This window comes from Burkholderia sp. SR8, assembly GCF_052851275.1.
Genome location: NZ_JAULUC010000003.1, coordinates 130843 through 154778, shown reverse-complemented (window position 1 = coordinate 154778; position 23936 = coordinate 130843). Strand labels below are relative to the sequence as shown.

The 23936-nt window shown below is 67.9% G+C and carries 20 protein-coding genes; 13 read left to right on the top strand and 7 right to left on the bottom strand.

Going from position 1 to position 23936, the window contains the following annotated elements:
• Together Q3A80_RS04915 and Q3A80_RS04910 are read right to left on the bottom strand one after the other, a co-directional pair.
• Positions 1-621: a LemA family protein gene (locus tag Q3A80_RS04915; protein ID WP_446327946.1), complete on the bottom strand. Its 621-nt coding sequence runs from the start codon at positions 619-621 to the stop codon at positions 1-3.
• Positions 622-687: 66 nt separating this feature from the next.
• Positions 688-1947 (bottom strand): TPM domain-containing protein, encoded by a 1260-nt coding sequence (locus tag Q3A80_RS04910; protein ID WP_446328132.1) that lies wholly within the window; start codon positions 1945-1947, stop codon positions 688-690.
• Between the two features lie 460 nt (positions 1948-2407).
• Between Q3A80_RS04910 and Q3A80_RS04905 the strand changes: the two genes are divergently transcribed.
• Positions 2408-3100, top strand: coding sequence for a hypothetical protein (locus Q3A80_RS04905; protein WP_446327945.1), 693 nt, complete (start codon positions 2408-2410; stop codon positions 3098-3100).
• Between the two features lie 96 nt (positions 3101-3196).
• On the opposite strand, the gene Q3A80_RS04900 is transcribed toward Q3A80_RS04905, so the two are convergent.
• On the bottom strand, positions 3197-4444 hold the full coding sequence (locus Q3A80_RS04900) for a multidrug effflux MFS transporter (protein WP_446327944.1): 1248 nt from the start codon (positions 4442-4444) through the stop codon (positions 3197-3199).
• A gap of 349 nt (positions 4445-4793) precedes the next feature.
• Here Q3A80_RS04900 and Q3A80_RS04895 point away from each other — a divergent pair, with 349 nt between their 5' ends.
• Positions 4794-5330: a hypothetical protein gene (locus tag Q3A80_RS04895; protein ID WP_446327943.1), complete on the top strand. Its 537-nt coding sequence runs from the start codon at positions 4794-4796 to the stop codon at positions 5328-5330.
• A 90-nt stretch (positions 5331-5420) separates the two neighbouring features.
• Here Q3A80_RS04895 and Q3A80_RS04890 read toward each other — a convergent pair whose 3' ends face one another.
• Positions 5421-6317 carry a glutamate/aspartate ABC transporter substrate-binding protein gene (locus tag Q3A80_RS04890; protein WP_446327942.1) on the bottom strand — a complete coding sequence of 299 codons (897 nt, stop codon included), beginning with the start codon at positions 6315-6317 and terminating at the stop codon, positions 5421-5423.
• 402 nt (positions 6318-6719) lie between these two features.
• Between Q3A80_RS04890 and Q3A80_RS04885 the strand changes: the two genes are divergently transcribed.
• From Q3A80_RS04885 to Q3A80_RS04870, 4 genes are all read left to right on the top strand, one after another.
• Complete coding sequence (locus Q3A80_RS04885) at positions 6720-8372, top strand: S8 family peptidase (protein WP_446327941.1); 1653 nt, start codon at positions 6720-6722, stop codon at positions 8370-8372.
• Between the two features lie 511 nt (positions 8373-8883).
• A complete protein-coding gene (locus Q3A80_RS04880; RefSeq protein ID WP_446327940.1) occupies positions 8884-9042 on the top strand; it encodes a hypothetical protein in 159 nt (52 codons plus the stop codon).
• A gap of 47 nt (positions 9043-9089) precedes the next feature.
• A complete protein-coding gene (gene mgtA / locus Q3A80_RS04875) occupies positions 9090-11879 on the top strand; it encodes a magnesium-translocating P-type ATPase (protein WP_446327939.1) in 2790 nt (929 codons plus the stop codon).
• 65 nt (positions 11880-11944) lie between these two features.
• The gene (locus Q3A80_RS04870) at positions 11945-12691 is read left to right on the top strand and encodes a transporter (protein ID WP_446327938.1); all 747 of its coding nucleotides are present in this window, start codon (positions 11945-11947) and stop codon (positions 12689-12691) included.
• A 71-nt stretch (positions 12692-12762) separates the two neighbouring features.
• Here the strand turns inward: Q3A80_RS04870 and Q3A80_RS04865 are convergent, their stop codons facing one another.
• Positions 12763-13047, bottom strand: coding sequence for a transcriptional regulator (locus tag Q3A80_RS04865; protein WP_446327937.1), 285 nt, complete (start codon positions 13045-13047; stop codon positions 12763-12765).
• A gap of 71 nt (positions 13048-13118) precedes the next feature.
• On the bottom strand, positions 13119-13994 hold the full coding sequence (locus tag Q3A80_RS04860; protein WP_446327936.1) for a LysR family transcriptional regulator: 876 nt from the start codon (positions 13992-13994) through the stop codon (positions 13119-13121).
• Between the two features lie 93 nt (positions 13995-14087).
• Here Q3A80_RS04860 and Q3A80_RS04855 point away from each other — a divergent pair, with 93 nt between their 5' ends.
• The 6 genes from Q3A80_RS04855 to Q3A80_RS04830 all read left to right on the top strand — a co-directional run bounded on the left by Q3A80_RS04855 (position 14088) and on the right by Q3A80_RS04830 (position 19902).
• Positions 14088-14324: a hypothetical protein gene (locus tag Q3A80_RS04855; protein ID WP_446328131.1), complete on the top strand. Its 237-nt coding sequence runs from the start codon at positions 14088-14090 to the stop codon at positions 14322-14324.
• A 196-nt stretch (positions 14325-14520) separates the two neighbouring features.
• On the top strand, positions 14521-15597 hold the full coding sequence (locus Q3A80_RS04850; RefSeq protein WP_446327935.1) for a serine hydrolase: 1077 nt from the start codon (positions 14521-14523) through the stop codon (positions 15595-15597).
• A gap of 176 nt (positions 15598-15773) precedes the next feature.
• A complete protein-coding gene (locus tag Q3A80_RS04845; RefSeq protein ID WP_446327934.1) occupies positions 15774-16229 on the top strand; it encodes a MarR family winged helix-turn-helix transcriptional regulator in 456 nt (151 codons plus the stop codon).
• A 76-nt stretch (positions 16230-16305) separates the two neighbouring features.
• Complete coding sequence (locus tag Q3A80_RS04840; protein WP_446327933.1) at positions 16306-16869, top strand: cysteine hydrolase; 564 nt, start codon at positions 16306-16308, stop codon at positions 16867-16869.
• Positions 16866-18320: a DHA2 family efflux MFS transporter permease subunit gene (locus Q3A80_RS04835; protein ID WP_446327932.1), complete on the top strand. Its 1455-nt coding sequence runs from the start codon at positions 16866-16868 to the stop codon at positions 18318-18320. The genes Q3A80_RS04840 and Q3A80_RS04835 overlap by 4 nt, the downstream gene beginning before the upstream one ends.
• A gap of 340 nt (positions 18321-18660) precedes the next feature.
• A complete protein-coding gene (locus tag Q3A80_RS04830; protein WP_446327931.1) occupies positions 18661-19902 on the top strand; it encodes a mechanosensitive ion channel family protein in 1242 nt (413 codons plus the stop codon).
• A gap of 58 nt (positions 19903-19960) precedes the next feature.
• On the opposite strand, the gene Q3A80_RS04825 is transcribed toward Q3A80_RS04830, so the two are convergent.
• A complete protein-coding gene (locus tag Q3A80_RS04825) occupies positions 19961-21382 on the bottom strand; it encodes an aminotransferase-like domain-containing protein (RefSeq protein ID WP_446327930.1) in 1422 nt (473 codons plus the stop codon).
• Between the two features lie 160 nt (positions 21383-21542).
• Between Q3A80_RS04825 and Q3A80_RS04820 the strand changes: the two genes are divergently transcribed.
• Entirely contained in the window at positions 21543-23867 is a 2325-nt protein-coding gene (locus Q3A80_RS04820) for an FdhF/YdeP family oxidoreductase (protein ID WP_446327929.1), read from the top strand.
• Positions 23868-23936 lie beyond the last annotated feature (69 nt).

The following is a 23936-nucleotide window of genomic DNA, read 5'->3' as shown; positions in this document are numbered from 1 at the left end:
TTACTGGCCCGCTGCGTTCGTCTTCGGCGGCTGGGCCGAGAAATCGATGACGGGCGCGGTCGAGATCGCCGCTTCGTTCGCGACGCTGAAGTTCGGGCGCGGCTGGTAGCCGAAGATCCGCGCGATCACGACGCCCGGGAACTGGCGAATGCGCACGTTGTACTGCTGCACCGTCTTGATGTAGCGGCCGCGCGCGACCGCGATGCGGTTCTCGGTGCCTTCGAGCTGCGTCTGCAGATCGCGGAACGCGTCGTTCGCCTTCAGTTCCGGATAGCGCTCGGACACCACCATCAGCCTGCTCAGCGCGCCCGACAATTCGCCTTGCCGCTGATCGAACGCCGCCAACGCGGCCGGATCCTTCGCCATCTCCGGCGTCATCTGCACGCTGCCCACCCGCGCGCGCGCGGACGCAACCTCGGTCAGCACGCGCTCCTCGTGCGACGCATAGCCCTTCACCGCGGCCGCAAGGTTCGGCACGAGATCCGCGCGCCGCTGATACTGGTTCAGCACTTCGGACCATGCCGCGTTGACGTCTTCATCGGACGACTGGATCGCGTTGTAGCCGCAGCCGGCAAGCGGTGCGAGCGCGCAGCATACGAGCAGGATTCGAAACCATTTCATTTTGTGTGACTTCCGGTTGGACGCTCCGCACGGAGCGGTCAGTTGAAAAGAATGCGCACACGGCGGCTACCAGCGCCCCGATGCGCCACCGCCGCCGCTCGCGCCGTCGCCGCCGCTAAACGAGTCGGCGTCCGAGTCGGATGAACCGGACCTCGAACCGGACGACCAGGATGAAGACGACGACGTACCGCCGCCCGTCAATTTCGCCCAGATCACAGCGAGCACGCATAGCACGCCGAAGATCCCTGACAACACTTCCCCGATCGAATACTCCATCTCGCGGCCGATCGCGATCAGCATGAACAGCGTCCCGCCCCCGATCGCCGTGTACTTGCGCACGCGCGCGGACCGGAACAGGCAGATGCCGAGCACGCATGGCGCGGCGCCGGCCGCAGTCGGAACGAGCAATGCGGCGCCGAACATCGCAGCCGGATTGCCGCCGAAGATCGCGCCGACGGGCAGCATCACGATCGGAACGGCGGCCGCCACAAGACAGGCAGCGGCGAGCGAAAAAGTACGGCGGAGCTTGCGCCACTCGGCGAGCACGCCCAGCACGACGTTGGCGACGCCGAGCAGGAACCAGAACCGGATGCTGCCCGTGTTCAGGGATTTGCGCACCGGCAAACCGTTCGATTGATACTTTCCGCTGTCGGCCCGACGGACGCGCGGCTGTGCGTCGATGGTTTCCGCCACCGCCGCCGTGTCAGGCGCGTAGGGGGCGTCGCGTCCATGCATCGCCGCGTCCGGTGCTGCCCGATCCGGTGTGGCACTCTCCGGCGGCGTCATCTCGCGCACCAGCGCATCGACGGCATCGCTCATGCCGGCTTCGATACGCTGCTCGCGAAACGCCGGCACGATGCGCTCGCGGATGATGCGCCCGGCGGCGATGTCCGGAATCGCGCCTTCGAGGCCGTATCCGACTTCGATCCGCACCGTGCGGTCGTTCAGTGCGGCAACGAGCAACAGACCGTTGTCGATCTTGCTCTGGCCGAGACGCCATTTTTCGAACACCGTGGTCGCAAATTGCTCGATGGTCGACTGGCCGGTCGAACCAACCAGCAGGATCGCCATCTGCACGCCGAGCCGTCGCTCGAGATCGGCGAGCCGGTCGGTCAGTTCGGACGCGCACGCGACACTCAGCACGCCCGTCAGGTCCGTCACGCGGCCTTTCAGCGGCGGCGCCGCTTCGGGTGTGTCGGCGACCGGATAGGACGCCGCGGCAGCAATGTTCGTGCAGACCGACGGCGCCCCGGCTGCCGACGGAACCGCGCGCTCGCCAGTATCGACATCGGCCAACGCGGCAGACGCCGTGCCGCCAACGAACATGACGCCGGCCAGCACCACGGCGGCCAGCGCCGCGTTGCCGATGCCGCCGGCGCCTGCATTGCGTCGCGCGCGGGCGAGCCGCGGGAGTGTGCGGGTCGCGCATCCCGCCGGATCGCCCTCGCAATCCGGCGCGCATGGCCGCCCCGCCAATCGTTTCAGGTTCATGTCGGAAACATCGCGCCCGTTCCGTCGAAACGGCGCGCGCTCTCATCGTTTTTTAATCGTCCCGCAGCATAACTAATTGCGAACGGAATCGAAAGGTTCAGGACGCCGATCGCGCCCGTCGCGCGGGCGTGGCACGCCGCTCCCGCACGCAAACAACGCGACACGCGCCGCCAGCCACGCTCCCCGCACTCACCCGGAAAACGGCTGAGCACCGCACCGATTCGAGACCTAGAATATGAGCGGCGCCACACCTGCGGCGCACGGCGGTTGCCCCTTCTCACGATTGGCCGCGATCATGAACACTCGCCATCCGCGCTTTATTTTCTCCGCGCTGCGAACGCTCGGTATCGCCGCCGTTGCGTCGCTTGCCGGCTGCAACGGCGACGCCTGTTTCGGCGTCGATGTCTGCTTCAACGACAACAACACGCAGCTGGTCGCACTGTCCGGCACCGCCGCCACGGGCCGCGCGCTCGCCAGCGCATCGGTCACGGTGAGTTGCGCGCAGGGGTCGGCCACCACGCTGACCGACGGCGGCGGCAACTACCGGGTGACGGTCAATGCCGCGCTTCCTTGCGTGATTGCCGTCGCATCGGGCGGCACGAGCCTGCATTCGCTCGCGTACGGAGGCGGCACCTTCAACACGACACCCGAGACCGAGCTGATGCTCGTCTACGTCGCCGCGCAGCTCGGCACGAACACGGCCGGGCTGATCGGCAATTTCCAGGGCAATGCGCGCTTCCAGCAGGCGATGGGCAGCCCCGAGACGGTGCAGGCCGCGCAATCGGCGGTTGCGGCAAATCTGCAGCAGCGTTATTCGGTGATGCTGTCGACGCCCGCGTTCCTCACCACGCCGTTCGTCGTCGGGCAACCGGGCGTGGACGGCGATCTCGACGCGCTCGCGAAGGCCGGCGCGATCGACCCGAACGGGATGCCGGATCCGGCCGCGGTGTCGCTGCTGACGCAGGCGGGCGCGGCGCACCCGCTCTGAGCGGCGCCTGGCGCCGGGCACGCGCAGGCCATCGGTCGCCCGCGCCCCGCCGCCATCGGCATCGGCATTGTGCAGCCGCGCCCACCGTGTCGGGCGTTACGCCGCTTCCCCGCTCCCGCACGCGATGCTCGCGGCCTGCTGCCGGGACAGATAGCGCAGCAGCTTCGTGACCATCCATACGACGATGAACGACAGCGCGACGAAGAACACCGCAAGCGGCGTCAGCACCTGCACCGACACGAAGCCGGCCAGGCCCATCATCGCGGACGACACGAGCAGCAGCGCACATCCGAGGATCGCACTCGTCAGCCCGGCGATATGCGGAAACAGCGAATTGCCCTTGGCCATCAGCGTCGGATACATCGCGCCCGCGCAGAAGCCCATCACGAGCACCGGCGTCGCGAGCGTCCACACGCGCAGGCCGATGGTCAGCGCCAATACCAGCATCACGACCGCCGCGCCCGCCATCACGCGAGCGCCGATGCGCAGCCGCTGCTCGGCGCTCGGCAGCCCGCGTCCGTGGATCCGGTTCGACAGCCCGCCGAGGAAATACATCAGCCCGATCCCGAGCGCGAGATAACCGAAGAAGGTCGGCGGCTTGTGCAGCGTGGTCTGCACCATGAACGGCCCGACGATGTTGAACACCAGCAGGATGCTGTAGCACAGCCCCTGCGCGAGGAAGCAGCTCTGGAACACCGGGCTCGCGAGCACCTTGCCCGCGTTGGCCATCAGCGTGCGCGGCTCGAGATGGACCGGTTTCGGCAAGGTCTCGCGGTAGCGCCACAGCAGCGCCCACATCACCAGCGAATACACCAGCAGGAACACGAGGCACGCGCGCCAGCCGAACCATTCCTGCAGGTGTGCGCCGATCACCGGCGCGATGATCGGCGCGAGCCCCCACGCGATCGACATGTAGGTAAACGCGTGCATCAGCGCCTGGCCCGAGAACGAGTCGGTGATGATCGCCTTCGCGAGCAGGTTCGTCGTCGCGATCCCGAAGCCCTGCAGGCAGCGCGCCAGCACGAAGGTCTCGAGATTCGGCGCGCCCAGCGAAAGCAGGCAGCCGATCGTATAGATGACGAGCCCGAACGCGAGCACGCGCTTGCGCCCGTACGCGTCGGCCACCGGGCCGAAGATCAGCTGGCCGAGCGCATAGGCGGCCATGTAGCCGGAGACGCTCGACTGGATCGCCTGCGGCGTGGTCGCGAACGAGCGCGCCATGTCCGGCAGCGCGGGCACGTAGATGTCGATCGCAAGCTGGCCGGCGGACGCGAACAGGCAGATCAGGAACAACAGGAAGCGCGGCGAGTTCGATTCGCGCGCGGGAGCGAGGGAGACGTTCATGACAACCGGGAAGGATTCGGACGGCGGCGCGCGCCAGCGTGTTCGAATGGCGAACAGCGGTGCGTGGCGAAGCGCATATTGTGCCTGTTGTTGCGCCATGCAGCAGGAATTCCCTGGCGCGGGCGAGGTTGAATGCCGGTCGCCCGACCTTCGCCAACACGCCGCCCGGACTCCGGCCGCCCTGCTCGGGCAGGTTTCGGCATCCTGCCGCCGGCTCGTCCGGGAAGCCCGGGGCGGTTTTAATCCTGCTTTAAGCCAGCGCTCGCATAGTCGCTGGTGGCTCCATCCGTGAGCCGCACACTTCATTCATTGTTGATTCGATCAGTCTTCGTTTGATGGAGATACGAATATGCGATTCCATTCGTATATGGCGGCGGGCGCGCTGGCGCTGATGCCCGTGCTCGCGATGGCCGGACAGGCCGGCGCAGCCCCGGCCGCGCAACCGATGTTCGTCAACGTCAACGGGCAGGCCGTGCCCGTCAAGGCCGAAACGCGAGTCGTCCAGACGGCCCTCGGCCCGATGAAGGTCAGCACGTGGAGCTGGCACAGCCCGCAAGGCGGCGCGAGCTTCGAGATGCAGACGTCGTCGGGCGGCATGCCGCCGGCAGCCGCACTGCGGCAGATGCAGGCCGCGCAGTATCAGATGCAGGCGGCCCAGGCGCAGATGGTCGCGATGCAGCAGCAGATGTTGGCGCTGCAGCACGTCGCGTTCGCCAACGCGTTCGCGATGCCGATGCCGCAACCCGTCGCATTCGCGATGCCGCTGTGGGCGATGCCGGAACCGGTCGTCGTGCTCGTGCCGGCCCAACCGTCGACGCGTGCACTGGCGCCCGCCCCGTCGGCGCCGGCCCGTCCGGCCGCCCGCGGGCCGGAAATCAAGGCCTGACGCGCGCGAGTCCGGCGCACCAACGACCGGGCTGAAAAGCAAAACCGCCGGCACGTGCCGGCGGTTTTTTACTTGCAGGCCGATCGACGATCAGTACTGCGCCTGATCCGTCGGATTCCTGAACAGCTGCTTCATCTCCGGCGAAAGCGGATAGTTGAGGCTCACGCCCTTCGGCGGAATCGGCTGCATGAACCACTGATCGTAGAGCTTTTCGGCCGCGCCCGAGGTCTGCATCTTCGCGATCACGCCATCGACCACGTGCTTGAACGCCGGATCGTCCTTGCGCATCATGCATGCATAGTTTTCGTGGACGAGCGGCGTGCCCGTCACCGTGTACGCACCCGGGTTGCGATCCTTCGCGATCTCGCCGTACAGCAGCGGCTCGTCCATCACGAACGCCACCGCGCGGCCCGTCGTGACGTTCATGAACGCTTCGGCGTGATCCTTCGCGCTGATGATCGTCATGTTCATCCCTTTCTCCTCGTTCAGCTTGCGCAGCAGGCGCTCGTCCGACGTGCCGGCCGTCGTCGCGACGGTCTTGCCGGCCAGGTCCGGAAAGTCCTTCACGCCCGAATCCTTGCGCGTGCTGAAGCGAATCCCGTACAGAAAGATGCTGTTCGAGAACGCGGCCTGCTTCTGCCGCTCCAGCGTGTTGGTCGTCGACCCGCACTCGAAGTCGATCGTGCCGTTCTGCAGCAGCGGAATCCGGTTCTGCGACGTGATCGGGATCTCCTTCACCGTCAGGTTCGGCGCCTTCAGCTCGGTCTTCAGCTGATCGATGATGCGCGCCGCGATGTCGCGCGAATAACCGATGTTCTTCTGCTGGTTGTCCGAGTACGAGAACGGCACCGACGATTCGCGGATACCCAGCGACACGACGCCCGTGTCCTTGATCTTCTTCAGCGTGCCGGTAAGGGCCTGCGCGTGCGCGGTGCCGGCCAGCGCACAGGTCAGCGCAACGGCCAGCCAACGGAAGCGGCGATCCATGCTTTTCTCCTGACGAAACGTTGATCGAATCGCGATCCTACGCCCGACAAAATTCGCGTCGCATCAGGGAAAGCGTAATGAACCCGCCGCGCGCGGCGCACGGCTTTCCGTGGCGCGCAAACGCGTCGGCGTCGCGCGTGACGCCCGCCCGGCCCCGCCCCGTCCCGGCACGCATGCAACGGCCGCTGCCTCGGAATCGTCATCGCGCTGCAATGCAGCAACGTAATCGTTTGCGTCCAGCCCGATTTTTCTCGCGAAAGAGGCTCAAGAAGCGTCGGCCGCGGCCGTTACCCAGTGCATGGCGCGTCGCAGCAACCTTGCCGCGACCGTCAGACGAAAGCGACAAGGTCCGGTCTTCGCCGGACCGGGCACGACGGCCATCTTCGAGGATCGAGTTTCACCATGAGAGCCAAACGTTCGAATTTCACGCTGGCCCGCCCTGCTCATGCGCGCGTGCTCGCCGGCATGCTGTCTGCCGCCGCGCTGCTTCCCCTCGCAAGCTGCGGCGGCGGTGGCGGCGACGGCAGCAACCCGTCTTCTTCCAACGCGGCGCCGGCCCCGGCCCCCGCGCCGTCCCCGGCTCCGACGACCCCGGCGCCGACCAACGGCAGCAATACGTGTGCGACACAGCAGGCCGCGGCCCAGATGGCCGCCCAGACGACCGAGTCGGCCGAGCCGCCGGTCGATCACCTGATCGTCAGGCTGAAGACGCTGACGGCTGCACGCGCAATGGCCGCCGTCGACCCCGGCACGCGGCTCGACGCGGTAATCCAGCGCTCGATGACGCGCTGGACGGCGCCGACCGCAACGGGCGCCGCACGTGCGTATGCGGCGGCGACGACCTCGCAGGCACCGCTGAACGTGCAGGTCGAGCGGACGCTGTCGAACGGCGCGGCGGTGCTGTCGATCGGCCAGCGCATTGCGGCCGGCGACGCGGCCGCGCTTGCGCAGACGTTCGCGGCCGACGCCGACGTCGACTATGCGGAACCGGATCATCCGATGCGCATCCGCGACACGCCGAGCGATCCCGCGTACAGCCAGCAGTGGTACCTGTCCGATGCGAGCGTCGGCATCAATGCGCCGCCCGCGTGGACGCGGACCAAAGGCTCGCCGACCGTCGTCACGGCCGTGCTCGACACCGGCTACCGGCCGCACCCCGACCTCGTCGGCAACCTGCTGCCCGGCTACAGCTTCATCTCCAACGTCAACACCAGCAACAACGGCCAGACGCGCGGCAGCGACGCCACCGATCCGGGCGACTGGGTCACGCAGCAGGAACTCGACAACGCGAGCGGTCCGTTCTATCACTGCGCGAGCGAACCGAGCGACAGCAGCTGGCACGGCACGCGCGTGATGGGCGTGATCGGCGCGACCGCGAACAACGGCATCGGCGTCGCCGGCGTGTCGTGGCTCGGCCGCATCCTGCCGGTGCGCGTGCTCGGCAAATGCGGCGGCACGACGAGCGACATCGCCGACGCGATGCGCTGGGCGGCCGGCATTCCCGTCAACGGCGTGCCGACGAACCCGAATCCCGCGAAGATCATCAACCTGAGCCTCGGCGGCGTCGGCGCGTGCAGCACGACGTTCCAGCAGGCGATCGACGACGTGAATGCGAAGGGCGTGACCGTCGTCGTCGCGGCCGGCAACGACGGGCTGTCGACCGGGCTCGACCAGCCCGCGAACTGCCGCGGCGTGATCAGCGTCGGCGCGACGGACTCGACCGGCCGCCGCGCGTCGTTCAGCAACTTCGGCGCCGACGTTGCGCTGAGCGCGCCGGGCGTCGGCATCCTGTCGACGGCCAACAGCGGCACGACGACGCCGGGCACGGACACGTACGACACGGCGAGCGGCACGAGCCTCGCGACGCCGCAGGTGTCGGGCATCGTCGGATTGATGCTGTCGGTGAACGGCAACCTCACGCCGACGCAGATCCAGCAGAAATTGCAGGGCGGTGCGCGTGCGGCGATGCTGCCGGCGAGCACGTCGTGCACGGCCCTGCCCGCCGGGTCCGGCATTGCGGACGCGGGCGCTGCCGTCGCGGCAGCCACGCAGTAACCGGCACGTTGCATCGATGCCACCGCGCGCATGCCTGCCCGGCGTGCGCGCGGTTTTTTCATCCGTGACGCCGGCAGCGACGCGCTAACGTTCTGCAAACATTGCGTGAACCAAGGGCGGAAAAAGGGTTGACGCTTCGCACGACGACCCATTACCATCGCCCCCGTCTGATTACATGGAGTGTTCTGTGAACACCGATGCGAGTTGTAGTTGGTCCTCGACCAACTTGACTGCTGCCTGAGGAAACCGCGCAGAGCCTCGTCTTCTGCCGCATCCCGGGAAGCAGGATGCGGCGCCCTTCCGGCCTGACCGGCCAGAATCCCCGCCGAATTTTTTCGATATCGCCGAATGCCCGCGCCATGCAGCCGCACGCTGTCGCGCACGTGCATTCGCGCCGCGCGCAACGCGAGCTGCGTGCGTGTTCCGTTCGCGTGCCGTGCGGCCGCGCGCCGTCGTGCGTGCGCGGCCGTCGATCGCCCGTGCCGCCTACCCGCAACCGACAGGAGTGCAGATGAACTCAGACGACAGTAGTCGATTACCGCTCGCCGGTGCGAAGCTGCGCGCCGACGGTCCGTCCGTGCGCCACGCGCCGGCGAGCATTCCCCTCTTCACCGATCCACAGCCGATCGCGCCTGACGCGACGCGGCGGGGAGCGCTCGTGCGTCGATAACGTCACGGTCGCTCCCCGCCCGCCGCGTCGTGCGCAAGGAGCGACTCATGACACAACGAAACACATCGCAAAAGAAACAGCGCGGCTTCATCAACGCGGGCCCCGGTCAGCACGACGAACCGCGCGTCATGCGTGCCGCGCAGGAAGCGGCCCGCCCGCTGGAAGACACCTTCAAGGCGCTGCGCACCAGCACGCGCGGCCTCACCTACGAACAGGCCGCCGATCGCCTGCAGCATCACGGTCCGAACGAAATCGCGCACGACAAGCCGCCGCACTGGACGCGCCAGCTGCTGCACGCGTTCCACAACCCGTTCGTCTACGTGCTGCTGGTGCTGGCCGCGATCAGCTTCTGCACCGACGTCTATTTCGCCGCGCCCGGCGATCGCGACTACGTCGGCATGACGATCCTGCTGACGATGGTCACGATCAGCGCGCTGCTGCGCTTCGTACAGGAATTCCGGTCGCTGCGCGCGGCCGAGAAGCTCAAGGCGATGGTCCGCACGACGGCGACCGTGCAACGCTCGGTGACCGACACGTCGGAGCCCGCGCGCCGCGAGGTGCCGATGCGCGAAGTGGTGGTCGGCGACATCGTGCACCTGTCGGCCGGCGACATGATTCCCGCGGACGTGCGGCTGCTCGCGTCGCGCGACCTGTTCATCAGCCAGGCCGTGCTGACCGGCGAAGCGCTGCCGGTCGAGAAATACGACACGCTCGGCGCGGTCGCCGGCAAGTCGGCCAATACGACCATGACCGGCACGGCAGGCACGGCAGGCGCGCCGGACGCCGCGAACGATGCGTCGGCGTCGCTGCTGGATCTCGAGAACGTGTGCTTCATGGGCACCAACGTGGTGAGCGGCACCGCGACGGCCGTCGTCGTCGCGACCGGCGAGGACACCTACTTCGGTTCGCTCGCGCGCAACGTCGTGAGCCACAAGCGCATCGAGACGAGCTTCGACCGCGGCGTCGCGAGCGTGAGCTGGCTGCTGATCAAGTTCATGTTCGTGATGGTGCCGGTCGTGTTCATGATCAACGGGCTGACCAAGGGCGACTGGCTCAGTGCGCTCACGTTCGCACTCGCGGTGGCCGTCGGCCTGACGCCTGAAATGCTGCCGATGATCGTCAGCGCGAACCTCGCGCGCGGCGCGATCGCGATGGCGCGCCGCAAGGTTGTCGTGAAGCGGCTGAATTCGGTGCAGAACTTCGGCGCGATGGACGTGCTGTGCACCGACAAAACCGGCACGCTCACGCAGGACAAGATCATCCTCGAACACCATCTCGACCTGTCCGGCCACAAGAACGAGGACATCCTCCGACTCGGCTGGCTCAACAGCTTCCATCAGAGCGGCCAGAAGAACCTGATCGACATCGCGGTCGTCGCGCGCGCCGACGAGATCGGCGACCGTGTGAAGCCGCAAGGCTACAGGAAGATCGACGAGCTGCCGTTCGACTTCGTGCGACGCCGGCTGTCGGTGGTCGTCGAGGATACGCACGGCGCGCATCTGCTGATCTGCAAGGGTGCGGTCGAGGAAATGCTCGCGGTGTCGACCCACGTGCAGGACGAGGACGGCGTGCGCCCGCTCGACTTCGTCGCGCGCAAGCGGCTGCTCGAACAGGCGAACGCGTACAACGAGGACGGCTTCCGCGTGCTGGTGCTCGCGACGCGCCCGATCCCGCGCGGCGACGAACGCGAACAGTACCGCACCGCCGACGAACGCGACCTCGTCGTGCGCGGCTTCCTGACCTTCCTCGATCCGCCGAAGGAATCGGCCGCGCCGGCGCTCGCCGCGCTGCGTGAGAACGGCGTCGCGGTGAAGGTGCTGACGGGCGACAACCCGACGGTCACGATGAAGGTCTGCCGTCAGGTCGGCCTCGAACCGGGCAAGCCGATGCTCGGCGCCGAGATCGACGCGCTCGACGATGCGACGCTTGCGCAGGTCGTCGAACGCATGACGGTGTTCGCGAAGCTCACGCCGCTGCAGAAGGCGCGCATCGTGAAGGCGCTGCAGTCGAACGGCCACACGGTCGGGTTCCTCGGCGACGGCATCAACGACGCACCCGCGCTGCGCGACGCCGACGTCGGCATCTCGGTCGACAGTGGTGCCGACATCGCGAAGGAAACTGCCGACATCATCCTGCTCGAAAAGAGCCTGATGGTGCTCGAGGAAGGCGTGATCAAGGGGCGCGAGACGTTCGGCAACATCCTGAAGTACCTGAACATGACGGCCAGCTCGAACTTCGGCAACGTGTTCTCGGTGCTCGTCGCCAGTGCGTTCCTGCCGTGGGAGCCGATGCTCGCGACCCAGCTGCTCGTGTTGAACCTGATCTACGACACGTCGCAGATGCTGCTGCCGTGGGACCGGATGGATCCGGAATTCCTGAAGAAGCCGCGCAAGTGGGAGGCCGGCAACATCGGGCGTTTCATGCTGTGGGTCGGACCGACGTCGTCGGTTTTCGACATCACGACCTACGTGCTGATGTGGACCGTGTTCGGCGCCGGCGCGCTGTATCAGCTGCACGGCGGTTCGGGCGGCCAGATCGTGATGAACTCCGGCTGGTTCATCGAGAGTCTCGTGTCGCAGACGCTCGTCGTGCACCTGCTGCGCACGCAGAAGATTCCGTTCCTGCAGAGCACGGCCGCGCTGCCGGTGCTGCTGTCGACGTTCACCGCGATCGCGATCGGTTGCTGGCTGCCGTTCTCGCCGTTCGCCGATTCGCTGGGCTTCATGCACCTGCCGGGCACCTACTGGCTGTGGCTCGCGGCGACGATGGTCGGTTACATCGTGCTCGCGCAGATCGTGAAGACGATCTACGTGCGTCGCTACAAGCAGTGGTTCTGACTCCTCCGGCTACGGCGTGCCGGCCCGCGCGGGCCGGCCGCCGCCGACACCATACGGGTAACGTGATGAAACGAAGAATGCTTCCGCTCGCGGCCGCGAGCGCGCTGCTCGCGCCGCTGCACGCACATGCGGCCCATCCGCTCGTCAGCGACGACACGGGCACACAGGGCAATGCGAACTGGCAGCTGGAGTTCAACGGCGAGGAAACCGCGAAACAGGACGAGAACGGCCGCCATCAACTCTGGAACGCGACGCTCACGCGCGGGTTCGGCGAATACGTCGATGCCTACGTGAACGCGCCTTACACGCATCTGCAGACGCGGACCGACGACAACGGCGACGGAATCGGCGATGTCGAGGTTGGCATCAAATGGCGCTTCGTCGAACGCGGGCCGCTGTCGCTCGCGCTGAAACCGAAGCTGACGATGCCGACCGGCAACGACAGTCGCGGCCTCGGCACGGGCCGTGTCGGCACCGGCGCGACGCTGCTCGCGCAGGTCGACGTGGCCCGCGTGTCGGTGCTTGCGAATGCGGGCCTGGCCTACCAGCCGAATCGTCAGGGCGACCTGCGCTCGGTGTGGGCCGTGTCTGCCGCGGCGCTTTACAAGGCGACCGACACGCTGCAACTCGTGGCCGACGTCGGCATGTCGCGCAACACCGAAAGCACGGCAGGCGCGAACCCGGCGTTCGTGATCGCCGGTGCGATCTACTCGCCGAAGCGCTGGCTCGATCTCGACGTCGGCTACCGGCACGGGCTGAACGACCAGACCTATCGCCGCTCCGTCATGGGCGGCGTAACGGTGCGGTGGTGATGCCGCCGTAATCCGGGCGACGCCGCCTGTCGAACCGCACGATCACGGGCCGCCTTCGAGCGGCCCTTTTCTCATCTGGCGTCGTTCGCGCCGAACAGCTCCGCACACACCGCGCGCCCCTCGTCGGTGAGCGCGGCGCTGCCCGTGCCGTCGTCGTTCAGCGTCGTCGCGCTCAAGCCGGCGGCATCGAGCTGCGTCAGCACGCGGCGCAGCGTGCTCATCGGCAATTGCGCGCGCTTCGCGATCTTCGGCAGCGACCACGTCTTGCCGGATGGATCGGTCGCGGCTTCGTTCAGCGTCGCGAGCGTCGCCACGATGGCGGGATCGAGCGGGGAATCGTCGGATTCTGCAGTCATCGGCTGGGGTTCGTGAGCCAGCGCGGGGCCGGCATGCATGAAGGATGCGATCGACGACACTATACGCCCGGTCACGCCCGCTTGATCGCCGCGCGCATGAACGACACGAAACGCGCGGTCACGGGATCGTCGCGGCCGGCCAGCCATGCGAGCCCGACGCGCCATTTCGCGTCCCGGCCGTCGAGCGGCAGCACGGTCGCATCGCGCAGCAGGTACTGCGCGCGCGACGGAATGAACGCGACGCCGACGCCGGCCGCGACCGACGTGAGCACCGATTGCACGTCTTCCGCCTGCTGCGTCACGTGCGGCACGAAGCGCCGCTCGACGCACCATCGATCGATCTGCGCGGCGAGCCCGGGGCCCCGCGCGCGCTGCAGCGCGATGAAGCCGATCTCGTTCAGCATGTCGAGATCGGCCGGCACGCGCTTGAAACCGAGGTGCGGCGGCACCGCGAGCGCGAGCCCTTCGTCGATCACCTTGAACGACGCCAGGCCTTCGTCGGAAGGCAATCGCAGGAACCCCGCATCGAGCTTGCCGGCACGCAGCCGGCGGGTCTGCTCGGCCGACGACAGGTCGCTCAGCGTGACCGCGATACCGGGATTGCGGCGCCGGAACTCCGCGACGAGCTTCGGCACGAGCGTCAGCACGGACAGGCAGATGCCGAGCCGCAGATGCCCGCGCTGCCCGCTGGTCGCCTCGCGCGCCCGCACGAGGATCTCGTCGGCATCGCGTACGAGCGCCTGCGCGTCGGGCAGGAAGCGTTCACCGAACGGCGTCAGCTCCGCGCCGTGCCGGCCGCGCTCGAACAGCTTGCCGCCGAGGCTCGCCTCCAGCGCGCCGATCTGCTTGCTCAGCGCCGGCTGGCTCATGTGCAGCACATCGGCCGCCCGGCTGAAATGGCTGAGCTCGGTGACGGTCAGGAACGTGCGCAGCAGTTTCAATTCCATTCTTTAAAGGAATCGTATCGATCGAAACATTCATTTTACTGATCGAACGGCGTGACGTTCAATACGGGCATGCCCCTCCTGGAACTCACCGTCATGTCCGTTGATCTCGAAGCCGATTGCTTGACCGATGTGCCGTGCGACGCGGTTGTCGCCGGCGAAAGCCGGGCCGCGGCCGCCCCGCCGGTGTCCGAAGCTCGCGCCGCCCGCGCCGACGGACGCAGCCGCCGCTTTCGCTACGGCGATGCGCTCGACGACGCGCCGCCGCGCGCCGTCACGGGTTCGATCGCGATCAGCTTCGCGGTCGTGTCGCGGCGGAACTGGCCGCGCTGAGTCGCTGTGTCGTGAGCGTGCCATTGCACGCACACCTTCGATCATCCGCAAAAAACCGCACGAATCCGCCCGTATCACGCATCATTGCGTGCACATCCATCGTCATCGCCCCGCGATCGACCGTATAATTTCCGGCACCCGCTGCCCGCCCACGCATTTCGCGCCGCCGCAACGCGCGTGAAAAGGAGACTTTCGTTTGACCGGCCTCATCGCGCGCCTGCCCCGCGCCCGGACCACCCTGATCCTCGCCCTGTCGTTCCTGACACTCGCGTTCGCAACGAACGCGTCCGCGCAGCGCGCACAGCCGCATCGCACTGCAGCGCCGCAAGCCCATGCCAAAGTCGTCAAGAAGAAGCCCGCCCACCGCAGGAAGAAGGCCGTCAAGCAGCGCCGCCCGCGCGTGAAGCATCATGCGGTCAAGCGCCACGCGGCGCCCGCCCCGCACCGGCGCGCGAAACGCACGAGCGCGGTTCGCGCGCGCCCCGCCACGAAACCGCATCTGCTCGCGCGCTGCGGCTACACGCCGCGTGCGGTGCGTTCGCTGCATTCGCGAGCGGCTTACGTGCTCGACGTCGACTCCGGCACGCCGCTGCTCGCCCGCAACGCGCGCACCGTGCGACCGATCGCGTCGATCTCGAAGCTGATGACGGCGGTCGTCGCGCGCGACGCGGACCGGCCGCTGAACGGCGTGCTGCGCGTCACCGCGCGCGATCGCGACACGATCAAGTTCACCGGTTCGCGGCTGCCGATCGGCGCCGAACTGTCGCGCCGCCAGATGTTCCATATCGCGCTGATGTCGTCGGAAAACCGCGCGGCGGCCGCCTTGAGCCGCGACTATCCGGGCGGCCGCGCGGCATTCGTGAACGCGATGAACCGCGAAGCGCGCCGGCTCGGAATGCGTCATACGCATTTCCGCGAACCGACCGGTCTGTCGCCGCGCAACGTATCGACGGCCGAGGATCTCGCACGGCTCGTCGGCGCGGCCGCGCAGGATCCGCTGATCCGCTATTTCTCGACGGACACGTCGACCACCGTGCAGGCCGGCGACGGCGAGCTGCTGTACGTGAATTCCGATCCGCTCGTGCGCGACGGCCGCCTGCCGATCCGGCTGCAGAAGACGGGCTTCATCAACGAATCGGGCCACGGCGTCGTGATGCGCATGCGCGTGAAGGGCCGCCGCGAAACGATCGTGCTGCTCGGCGCACCGACGCGCGCCGGCGTGTCGAGCGATGCGGTGAAGATCCATCGCTGGCTGTCCTGCTCGATCCAGTAAGCACGGCGCGACGACGCGTTCAGCCGGCACGTTGCCGGCTGCTCGCGATCCGCAGCGACAATGCGCGATCGCGCAACGGTCGCGCGCTCCTGCCGCCCAATCACGCTGACGCATCACGCGCCACCGGCTCGCATCGATTTCGACAGTTAAACTTGCAAGTTTGACTGTCGTATCCTATGATTCGCCGCATGACACCGCCACGCACACCCGGCGTTTCCGCCGACACCGTCGCCGCCGACCTGACCCTCGCGGTCGGCCAGCTGATCCGCCGCCTGCGTTCCGAGATCGACTCCGAAGGGCTCGGCATGTCGCAGACGAGCGCGCTCGCGCGGCTCGAGCGACAGGGCCCGATGACGACTGCCGATCTCGCCCGCGCGGAAGCGATGAAGCCGCAATCGATGAAAGCGATTCTCGCGAGCCTCGAGGAAGACGGGCTCGTCGAGCGCAAGCCGCACCCGACCGACGGCCGCCAGATCCTGTTCCTGCTGACCGCAGCCGGCGTCGCGGCACGGCGCAAGCGCGACACCGCGAAGCACCAATGGCTCGGCGCCGCGATCGAGCGGCTCGATCCCGACGAAATCCGCGCGCTCGCCGCCGCGATTCCGCTGATCCGGCGCATCGGCGAGCAGTAAGCCGCAAGCGCCGCTGGCGTGCCGCGCGGCAGCGCGCGGACGCGTTCCCTCGCCCAATTCACGGAGCATCCGCATCATGAGCACAACCCGTCTCGACACGAACACGGCGCTCGTCGTCATCGACCTGCAAAAAGGCATCGTGTCGCTACCCACCGCGCATCCTGTCGCGCCGGTGATCGAACGCACGCGCGAACTGCTCGACGCATTCCGCAGCCGCGGGCTGCCGGTCGTGCTGGTCAACGTCGCGGGCGGCGCACCGGGCCGCACCGAGCAACCGCCGCGCACGGCGCCGTTGCCCGCCGACTGGGCCGAACTCGTGCCCGAACTGAACCGCCAGCCGAACGACCACGTCGTGACGAAGAAAACCTGGGGCGCGTTTACCGGCACCGACCTCGACGCCTACCTGAAGTCGGCCGGCGTCACGCAGATCGTGCTGACCGGCATCGCGACCAGCATCGGCGTCGAATCGACTGCCCGCCAGGCGCACGAGCTCGGCTACAACGTGACGCTCGCGGTCGACGCGATGACCGACCTCAACGCGGACGCGCACACGAACAGCGTCGAGCGCCTGTTTCCGCGGCTCGGCGAGACGGGTTCGACACAACAGATCCTCGCGCTGCTCGACCGGCGCCGCGCGTGAGCGACGACCGCAACGAGCCGGCGCCGGGCCTCGCGGTCGGCCGGCTCGCGCCGTCGATCTGGAAAGTCAGCGCGGTTGCGACACTCGGCTCGCTGCTGTCGCAGCTCGACGCGACGATCGTCAACGTGTCGCTGTCGAGCCTCGCGACCGATCTGCACGCGAGCCTGTCGACGATCCAGTGGGTGACGAGCGGCTATCTGCTCGCGCTCACGCTGGTGCTGCCGCTGAACGGCTGGCTGGTGGATCGCATCGGCGCGAAGGCGCTGTATCTGTGGTGTTTCTCCGCGTTCACGCTGACCTCGGCGCTGTGCGGGCTCGCGTGGTCGGCGCCGTCGCTGATCGCGTTCCGCGTGCTGCAAGGCGCGAGCGGCGGGCTGCTCGCGCCGATGGCGCAGATGATGATCGCGCGCGTGGCCGGCCAGCAGATGGCGCGCGTGATCGGCTATGCGGCGGTGCCGGTGCTGATCGCACCGATCCTCGGGCCCGTCGTCGCCGGCGCGATCCTGCAGCACACGTCGTGGCGCTGGCTCTTTCTCGTGAACCTGCCGGTCGGCGCGCTGGCGCTCGCGCTGGCCGTGTGGTTCCTGCCCGGCGACCGCGATGAAACGCAGCGGCGCGAACTCGACTGGGCCGGCCTCGCGCTGCTGTCGCCGGCGCTCGTGCTGTTCCTCTACGGCGCGGAGCGGATCGATGCCGTGCCCGGCATCGGCGCGATCGCGGTGTCCGCGCTGCTGCTCGCGACGTTCCTGCGCGTCGAGCGTCGCAAGGGCGAGCGTGCGCTGATCGACCTCGCGTTGTTTCGCTCGCGCGTGTTCGGCGCGGCGGCCGCCACGCAGTTCCTGTCGAACGGCGCGATCTACGCGGGCCAGATGCTGATTCCGGTGTTCCTGATCGAAGCATGCGGCCGCTCGCCCGGCGAGATGGGCTGGCTGCTGGCGCCGCTCGGGCTCGGCATGCTCGTCACCTATCCGTCGATGGGCGCGCTGACGAGCCGGTTCGGCGTGCGTCGGCTGGCCGCTGCCGGCGCGCTGCTCGCGCTCGCCGCGACGCTGCCGTTCGTGTATCTCGCGCTCGCCGGCTACGATCCGTATGTGCTCGTGCCCGCGCTGTTTCTGCGCGGGATGGGCCAGAGCGCGATCGGCGCGCCGTCGATTTCGGCCGCGTATGCGTCGGTCGAGCGGCACAACCTGCCGATGGCGACGACGTCGCTCAATATCGTCCAGCGTCTCGGCGGGCCGACGTTCACGACGATGTGCACGCTGTTGCTCGCATGGCGACTGCAAGCCGCATCGGTGCCGGCGGGCGGCACGCAGGGCGCCGCGTACGCATGGGCGTTCGGTCTGCTGTGCGCGCTGCATGCGGCGAGCTTCGTGACGACGCTGCGGCTGCCGACGTGGTCGAGCGGCGCGGGCGGGCGGACGGCGAAAGCCATGCGGGCCGGGTCGCGGTGAATGGCGCGACGGCCAGCTTCCATTGCAATCTTGCACGCGTGAAATGCGTGCACGACGTGGCTGCGCGGTTCGCGAAGTCGTTCGCGCAGCGCCCCCCGAGCGGCCATCGCCTGGCAAGTACACCGTCTGTTCGTCGGCGCGAACGCAACGGGACGAAGGTATCGACACACCGCGAAATGCCGCGCGACGGTGAGCATGTTTCGCAATCCGGACGAAGGCCATTCGCCGCGCCCGCGCGGAACCCGATGGCACAATCACGGTCCCTTTCATGTGCCCTTCACCGGGCATGCGCCGCATCGCGGCGCCGATTCAATGTACGAGAAGGACCCTGCCTGCCCCTATGACCTTGAACGAATCCTGGTTTGCGCCGCTCGTCGGCATCCTCATCCTGCTCGCGGCCGCCGGCGCGATCGCGGCCGCCGTCCACTTCCTGCTGTTCCGCGTGGTCGCGCGCCTGGCGCGGTTGTCGGCCACCCGCATCGACGACGCGCTGTTCGAGTTCGGCGCATTCAAATGGCTGAACCGCATCGTGCCGTTCATCGTGATCAAGCTCGGGCTCGGCGCGGTGCCCGGCATTCCGGCCGGCGCCGCGCAGGCCGCCGACAAGGTGCTGTTCGCGTTCATCGTGTTCCTGCTGTCGATGACGATCAGCGCGACGCTGTCTGCGCTCGAACACACGCACCGCACGAGCCGGCGCGACCAGCCGCGCCTGTCGCTGAAAGGCGCGATGCAGCTCGTCAAGCTCGTGATGTTCATCACGGCCGCGCTGGTCGTGATCGGCGACGCGACCGGCAAGCAGATCGGCCTGCTGCTGTCGGGCATCGGCGCGATGTCGGCAGTGCTGATGCTGATCTTCAAGGACACGCTGCTCGGCCTCGTCGCCGGCGTCCAGCTGTCGTCGAACGACATGCTGCGGATCGGCGACTGGATCACGATGCCGTCGGCCGGCGCGGACGGCACCGTGATCGACATCACGCTGAACACGGTCAAGGTCGCGAACTTCGATCACACGATCATCACGGTGCCGACGTGGAAGCTGATCACGGAGAGCTACCAGAACTGGCGCGGGATGACCGAAGCCGGCGGGCGGCGCATCAAGCGCGCGCTGTTCATCGACGCGACCAGCGTGCGCTTTCTCGCGAACGACGAGATCGAGCGGCTCGAACGCCTGACGCTGCTGAAGGACTATCTGGAAGACAAGGTCGACGCGATCGCGCAATGGAACGGCACGCTCGGCGCGGCCGGCGACTGCCCGGCGAACCGCCGCCAGCTGACGAACCTCGGCACGTTCCGCGCGTACGTCGCGAACTACCTGAACGGGCATCCGCGCATCCGGCGCGACATGACGTGCATGGCGCGCCAGCTGCCGCTGACGGCCGAAGGCATTCCGCTCGAACTGTACTGCTTCACCGACACGACGACCTGGGTCGACTACGAGACGATCCAGGCCGACCTGTTCGATCACCTGATCGCGGTGCTGCCGGAATTCGGACTGCGTGTGTACCAGCATCCGTCGGGCTTCGACATGCGCCGGATGGCCGGCGCGGCACAGGCCGAGCTGCAGGCGTCGCCCGCGCGGTAATGCTCGACGCGGCGGCCCGCAACCGGCCGCCGCCCCGCCGGGGCCGCCGCAGCCCCGCTCACTGCCCCGCGCACTCGGACGCGAGCCGCCCGAGCACCTTCAGCGCGTCCTCGATCTGCCGCGACCACGGATAGCTGTAGTTGAGCCGGATGAAATGCCGGTAATCGTTCGTCGCCGAAAACATGTGCCCGGGCCCGACCGTGATCCGTTGCGCCAGCGCGAGCGCATACAGCTTCATCGCATCGACCTGCCGCGGCAGCTCGACCCACAGCACGTACCCGCCCTGCGGCTGCGACAGCCGCGTGCCTTCCGGGAAGAAGCGCCGCACCATCGCGCTCATCAGGCTCGCCTGCTGCGCATACTGCTTGCGCATGCGCCGCAGGTGAAAATCGTAGCCGTCGTACTTCAGGTATTCGGCGATCGCGAGCTGCTCGATCGCGGGCGTCGCGAGCGTGTTCAGGAATTTCAGCTTCTCGACCTGGTCGCGGTAGCGCCCGGGCATCGCCCAGCCGATCCGGTAGCGCGGCGACAGGCTCTTCGTGAACGACGCGCAATGCAGCACGAGCCCGTCGCGGTCGTACGACTTCAGCGCGCTCGGCGTCGCGTCGCCGAAATGCAGCTCGTGATAGACGTCGCTCTCGATCGCGGGCACGCCGTGCTTCGCGAGCAGCTCGACGAGCGCGCGCTTGCGCGCATCGGGCATCTGGAAACCGAGCGGGTTCTGGAAATTCGGCATCACCATGCATGCGGCGATCCGCTCGCGCGCGAGGATCCGTTCGAGCGCGTCGAGATCGATGCCGTCGCCCGGGTGCGTGGCGACCTCCAGCGCGCGCATGCCCATCCGCTCGATCGCGTGCAGCATCGCGTAGAACGTCGGCGATTCGACGGCGATCGTGTCGCCGGGCTTCGCGACCGCCTGCAGGCACAGGTTGATCGCCTCGGTCGCGCCGATCGTCACCACGATCTCGCCCGGCTCGACCGCGATCCCGCGCTCCGCGTAGCGCCGCGCGATCTGGCGGATCAGCTCCTGGTTGCCGGGCGGCAGGTCGTCGATCACGCCCCAGCGCGTGCGGCGCCGCCCGATCGCCTGCGCATAGCGCGCGAGACGCTGCACCGGGAACTGCGACGCGTCCGGATACGGCGAGCCGAGCGGCACCGCATCGTCGCGCGAGATCGAGCGCAGCGTCGACAGCACGAGCCGGCTCACGTCCACCGCCGACGGCTCGGCGGCCGGCGCCGACACGTGCAGTTCGGCCTCGGCCGGCGCCGTGGCCCGCGCCCGCACGAAATAGCCGGACTGCGGCCGGCTCTCGATCAGCCCGCGGCTCTCCAGCACGAGATACGCACGCAGCACGGTCGTCACGCTGAGCTGCTGCTGGCGGCTCGCCTGCCGCACCGATGGAATCCGCTCGCCGGGCCGGTACACGCCGCGCTCGATCTGCGCCTGCAGATCGTCGGCCAGTTGTTCGTAACGCTTCACGCGCCTCCCTTTCCACTCCGCTTCAACAACACAGTTGCGCTCCGCACTGCCTGACTGGCCGAAACTGTACTCTTTTTTGAAGATGAAAGGTGTACACACAGCGGCCGGAGCGCCGCGCGTACTCTGCGTGCATCGACCCCGACACCTGCATCGCAGCATCATGAAAAAGAAATCCGCCGCCGCGCGCATCGAACCGTACACCCACCCGGCCGCCGGCTGGGGCGCGCTGAAAGCCGTCACGATCAACCTGATCAAGGAAAAGGTCGCGGGCGGCAACTACCGCACGCTGCTGCGCCAGAACCAGCCGGACGGCTTCGACTGCCCCGGCTGCGCGTGGCCCGACCGCCAGCACGCATCGACGTTCGAATTCTGCGAGAACGGCGTGAAGGCGGTGGCCGCCGAAGCGACGAGCAAGCGCGTGACGCCGGCATTCTTCGCCGCGCACACGGTCACCGAGCTGCTCGAACAGTCGGATTTCGAACTCGAACAGCACGGCCGCCTGACCGACCCGATGGTGTACGACGCGCAGACCGACCGCTACGTGCCGATCGCATGGGACGACGCGTTCGCGCTGATCGCGCGCCATCTGCGCGCGCTGCCGGACCCGAACCAGGCGGCGTTCTACACGTCCGGCCGCGCGAGCAACGAGGCGGCGTTCCTGTACCAGTTGCTGGTGCGGCTGTACGGCACGAACAACTTCCCCGACTGCTCGAACATGTGCCACGAGGCGACGAGCCGCGGGCTGCCGGCGTCGGTCGGCGTCGGCAAGGGCACCGTCACGCTCGACGACTTCGAGCACGCGGACACGCTGCTGATCTTCGGCCAGAACCCGGCGACCAACCATCCGCGGATGATGGGCGAGCTGCGCGAATGCGCGAAGCGCGGCGCGACGATCGTGTCGATCAACCCGCTGAAGGAGCGCGGGCTCGAGCGTTTCGCCGATCCGCAGAGTCCGCTCGAGATGCTGACGATGTCGGGCACCAACATCGCATCGACGTTCATCCAGCCGACGATCGGCGGCGATTTCGCGCTGATCAAGGGGATGGCCAAGCGCGTGCTCGAACTCGACGATGCCGCGCGCGCCGCAGGCGCGCCGCGCGTGCTCGACACCGCGTTCATCGACGAGCACACGGCCGGCTTCGACGCGTTCGCCGACGATCTGCGCAACGAGAGCTGGTCCGCGCTGACAGCCGAAAGCGGCGTGCCGTACGAGCAGATCGACGGCCTCGCGCAGCTCTATGCGCGCAGCGAACGCGTGATCGCGACGTGGGGGATGGGCATCACGCAGCACAAGCATTCGGTCGCGACCGTGCAGATGCTGACCAACCTGATGCTGATGCGCGGCAACATCGGCCGCCCCGGCGCAGGCCTGTGCCCGGTGCGCGGCCACTCGAACGTGCAGGGCAACCGCACGGTCGGGATCGAGGAAAAACCGTCGCAGGCGTTCCTCGACCGGCTCGGCCATGTGTTCGACTTCGAGCCGCCGCGTCACCACGGCTACGACGTCGTCGAGACGATCGAGGGGATGCTCGAAGGCCGCGTGAAGGTGCTGATCGGTCTCGGCGGCAACTTCGCGATGGCGACGCCCGACACGCCGCGCACGTGGGAAGGCATGCGCCGCTGCGACCTGTCGGTGCACATCACGACGAAGCTGAACCGCAGTCACCTGATCCACGGCCGCGACGCGCTGATCCTGCCGACCCTCGGCCGCACCGAGATCGACCTGCAGGACAACGTCGCGCAAGGCGTGACGGTCGAGGATTCGATGAGCATGGTCCACGTGTCGTACGGGATGAACAAGCCGGCTTCCGCGAACCTGATGTCGGAGCCGGCGATCGTCGCGCACATCGGCCATGCGCTGTTCGGCAGCGGCAAGATCGACTGGCTCGCGTACAAGAACGACTACGCGAAGATCCGCGACGCGATCGAGGCGACCTTCGACGGCTTCTACGACTACAACGCCCGCATCGCGCGGCCCGGCGGCTTCCACCTGCGCGTCGCGTCGCGCGACCGCGAATGGCTGACGCCGACGGGCAAGGCGAACTTCATCGCGCATGCGCTGCCGACCGACACGCCGATCCAGCGCGCCCGCGCGCTGCACGGCGAGCGGCTGATGACGCTGATGACGACGCGCTCGCACGATCAGTACAACACGACCGTCTACGGGCTCGACGACCGCTATCGCGGCGTGTACGGCCAGCGCCGCGTGGTGTTCGTCAATCGCGACGACTTGGCAATGCTCGGCCTGAAGGCCGGCGACTGGGTCGACATGGAAACGGTGTGGCACGACGGCATCGAGCGGCGCGCGGACGGCTTCCTGCTGGTCGAATACGACATCCCGCGCGGCTGCATCGGCGCGTACTACCCGGAAACGAATCCGCTGGTGCCGCTCGACAGCGTCGGCGACGTGTGCAACACGCCGACGTCGAAATCGGTGCCGGTGCTGCTGCATCGCGCGGCCGCGCCGGCGTCGGCCGCCGCCTGAACGGGGCGCCGCGCCGATCGCCCGGCGAAGCGTTCGCCGCGCGCGCCGATGCAGGCCGTCTCGCCGAAA

What these genes read in the sequence shown, in the direction of transcription:
- Q3A80_RS04915 (WP_446327946.1), bottom strand. Translation starts at nt 621, where the DNA reads ATGAAATGGTTTCGAATCCTGCTCGTATGCTGCGCGCTCGCACCGCTT.
- Q3A80_RS04910 (WP_446328132.1), bottom strand. Translation starts at nt 1,947, where the DNA reads ATGTTCGTTGGCGGCACGGCGTCTGCCGCGTTGGCCGATGTCGATACT.
- Q3A80_RS04905 (WP_446327945.1), top strand. Translation starts at nt 2,408, where the DNA reads ATGAACACTCGCCATCCGCGCTTTATTTTCTCCGCGCTGCGAACGCTC.
- Q3A80_RS04900 (WP_446327944.1), bottom strand. Translation starts at nt 4,444, where the DNA reads ATGAACGTCTCCCTCGCTCCCGCGCGCGAATCGAACTCGCCGCGCTTC.
- Q3A80_RS04895 (WP_446327943.1), top strand. Translation starts at nt 4,794, where the DNA reads ATGCGATTCCATTCGTATATGGCGGCGGGCGCGCTGGCGCTGATGCCC.
- Q3A80_RS04890 (WP_446327942.1), bottom strand. Translation starts at nt 6,317, where the DNA reads ATGGATCGCCGCTTCCGTTGGCTGGCCGTTGCGCTGACCTGTGCGCTG.
- Q3A80_RS04885 (WP_446327941.1), top strand. Translation starts at nt 6,720, where the DNA reads ATGAGAGCCAAACGTTCGAATTTCACGCTGGCCCGCCCTGCTCATGCG.
- Q3A80_RS04880 (WP_446327940.1), top strand. Translation starts at nt 8,884, where the DNA reads ATGAACTCAGACGACAGTAGTCGATTACCGCTCGCCGGTGCGAAGCTG.
- mgtA (WP_446327939.1), top strand. Translation starts at nt 9,090, where the DNA reads ATGACACAACGAAACACATCGCAAAAGAAACAGCGCGGCTTCATCAAC.
- Q3A80_RS04870 (WP_446327938.1), top strand. Translation starts at nt 11,945, where the DNA reads ATGAAACGAAGAATGCTTCCGCTCGCGGCCGCGAGCGCGCTGCTCGCG.
- Q3A80_RS04865 (WP_446327937.1), bottom strand. Translation starts at nt 13,047, where the DNA reads ATGACTGCAGAATCCGACGATTCCCCGCTCGATCCCGCCATCGTGGCG.
- Q3A80_RS04860 (WP_446327936.1), bottom strand. Translation starts at nt 13,994, where the DNA reads ATGGAATTGAAACTGCTGCGCACGTTCCTGACCGTCACCGAGCTCAGC.
- Q3A80_RS04855 (WP_446328131.1), top strand. Translation starts at nt 14,088, where the DNA reads ATGTCCGTTGATCTCGAAGCCGATTGCTTGACCGATGTGCCGTGCGAC.
- Q3A80_RS04845 (WP_446327934.1), top strand. Translation starts at nt 15,774, where the DNA reads ATGATTCGCCGCATGACACCGCCACGCACACCCGGCGTTTCCGCCGAC.
- Q3A80_RS04840 (WP_446327933.1), top strand. Translation starts at nt 16,306, where the DNA reads ATGAGCACAACCCGTCTCGACACGAACACGGCGCTCGTCGTCATCGAC.
- Q3A80_RS04830 (WP_446327931.1), top strand. Translation starts at nt 18,661, where the DNA reads ATGACCTTGAACGAATCCTGGTTTGCGCCGCTCGTCGGCATCCTCATC.
- Q3A80_RS04820 (WP_446327929.1), top strand. Translation starts at nt 21,543, where the DNA reads ATGAAAAAGAAATCCGCCGCCGCGCGCATCGAACCGTACACCCACCCG.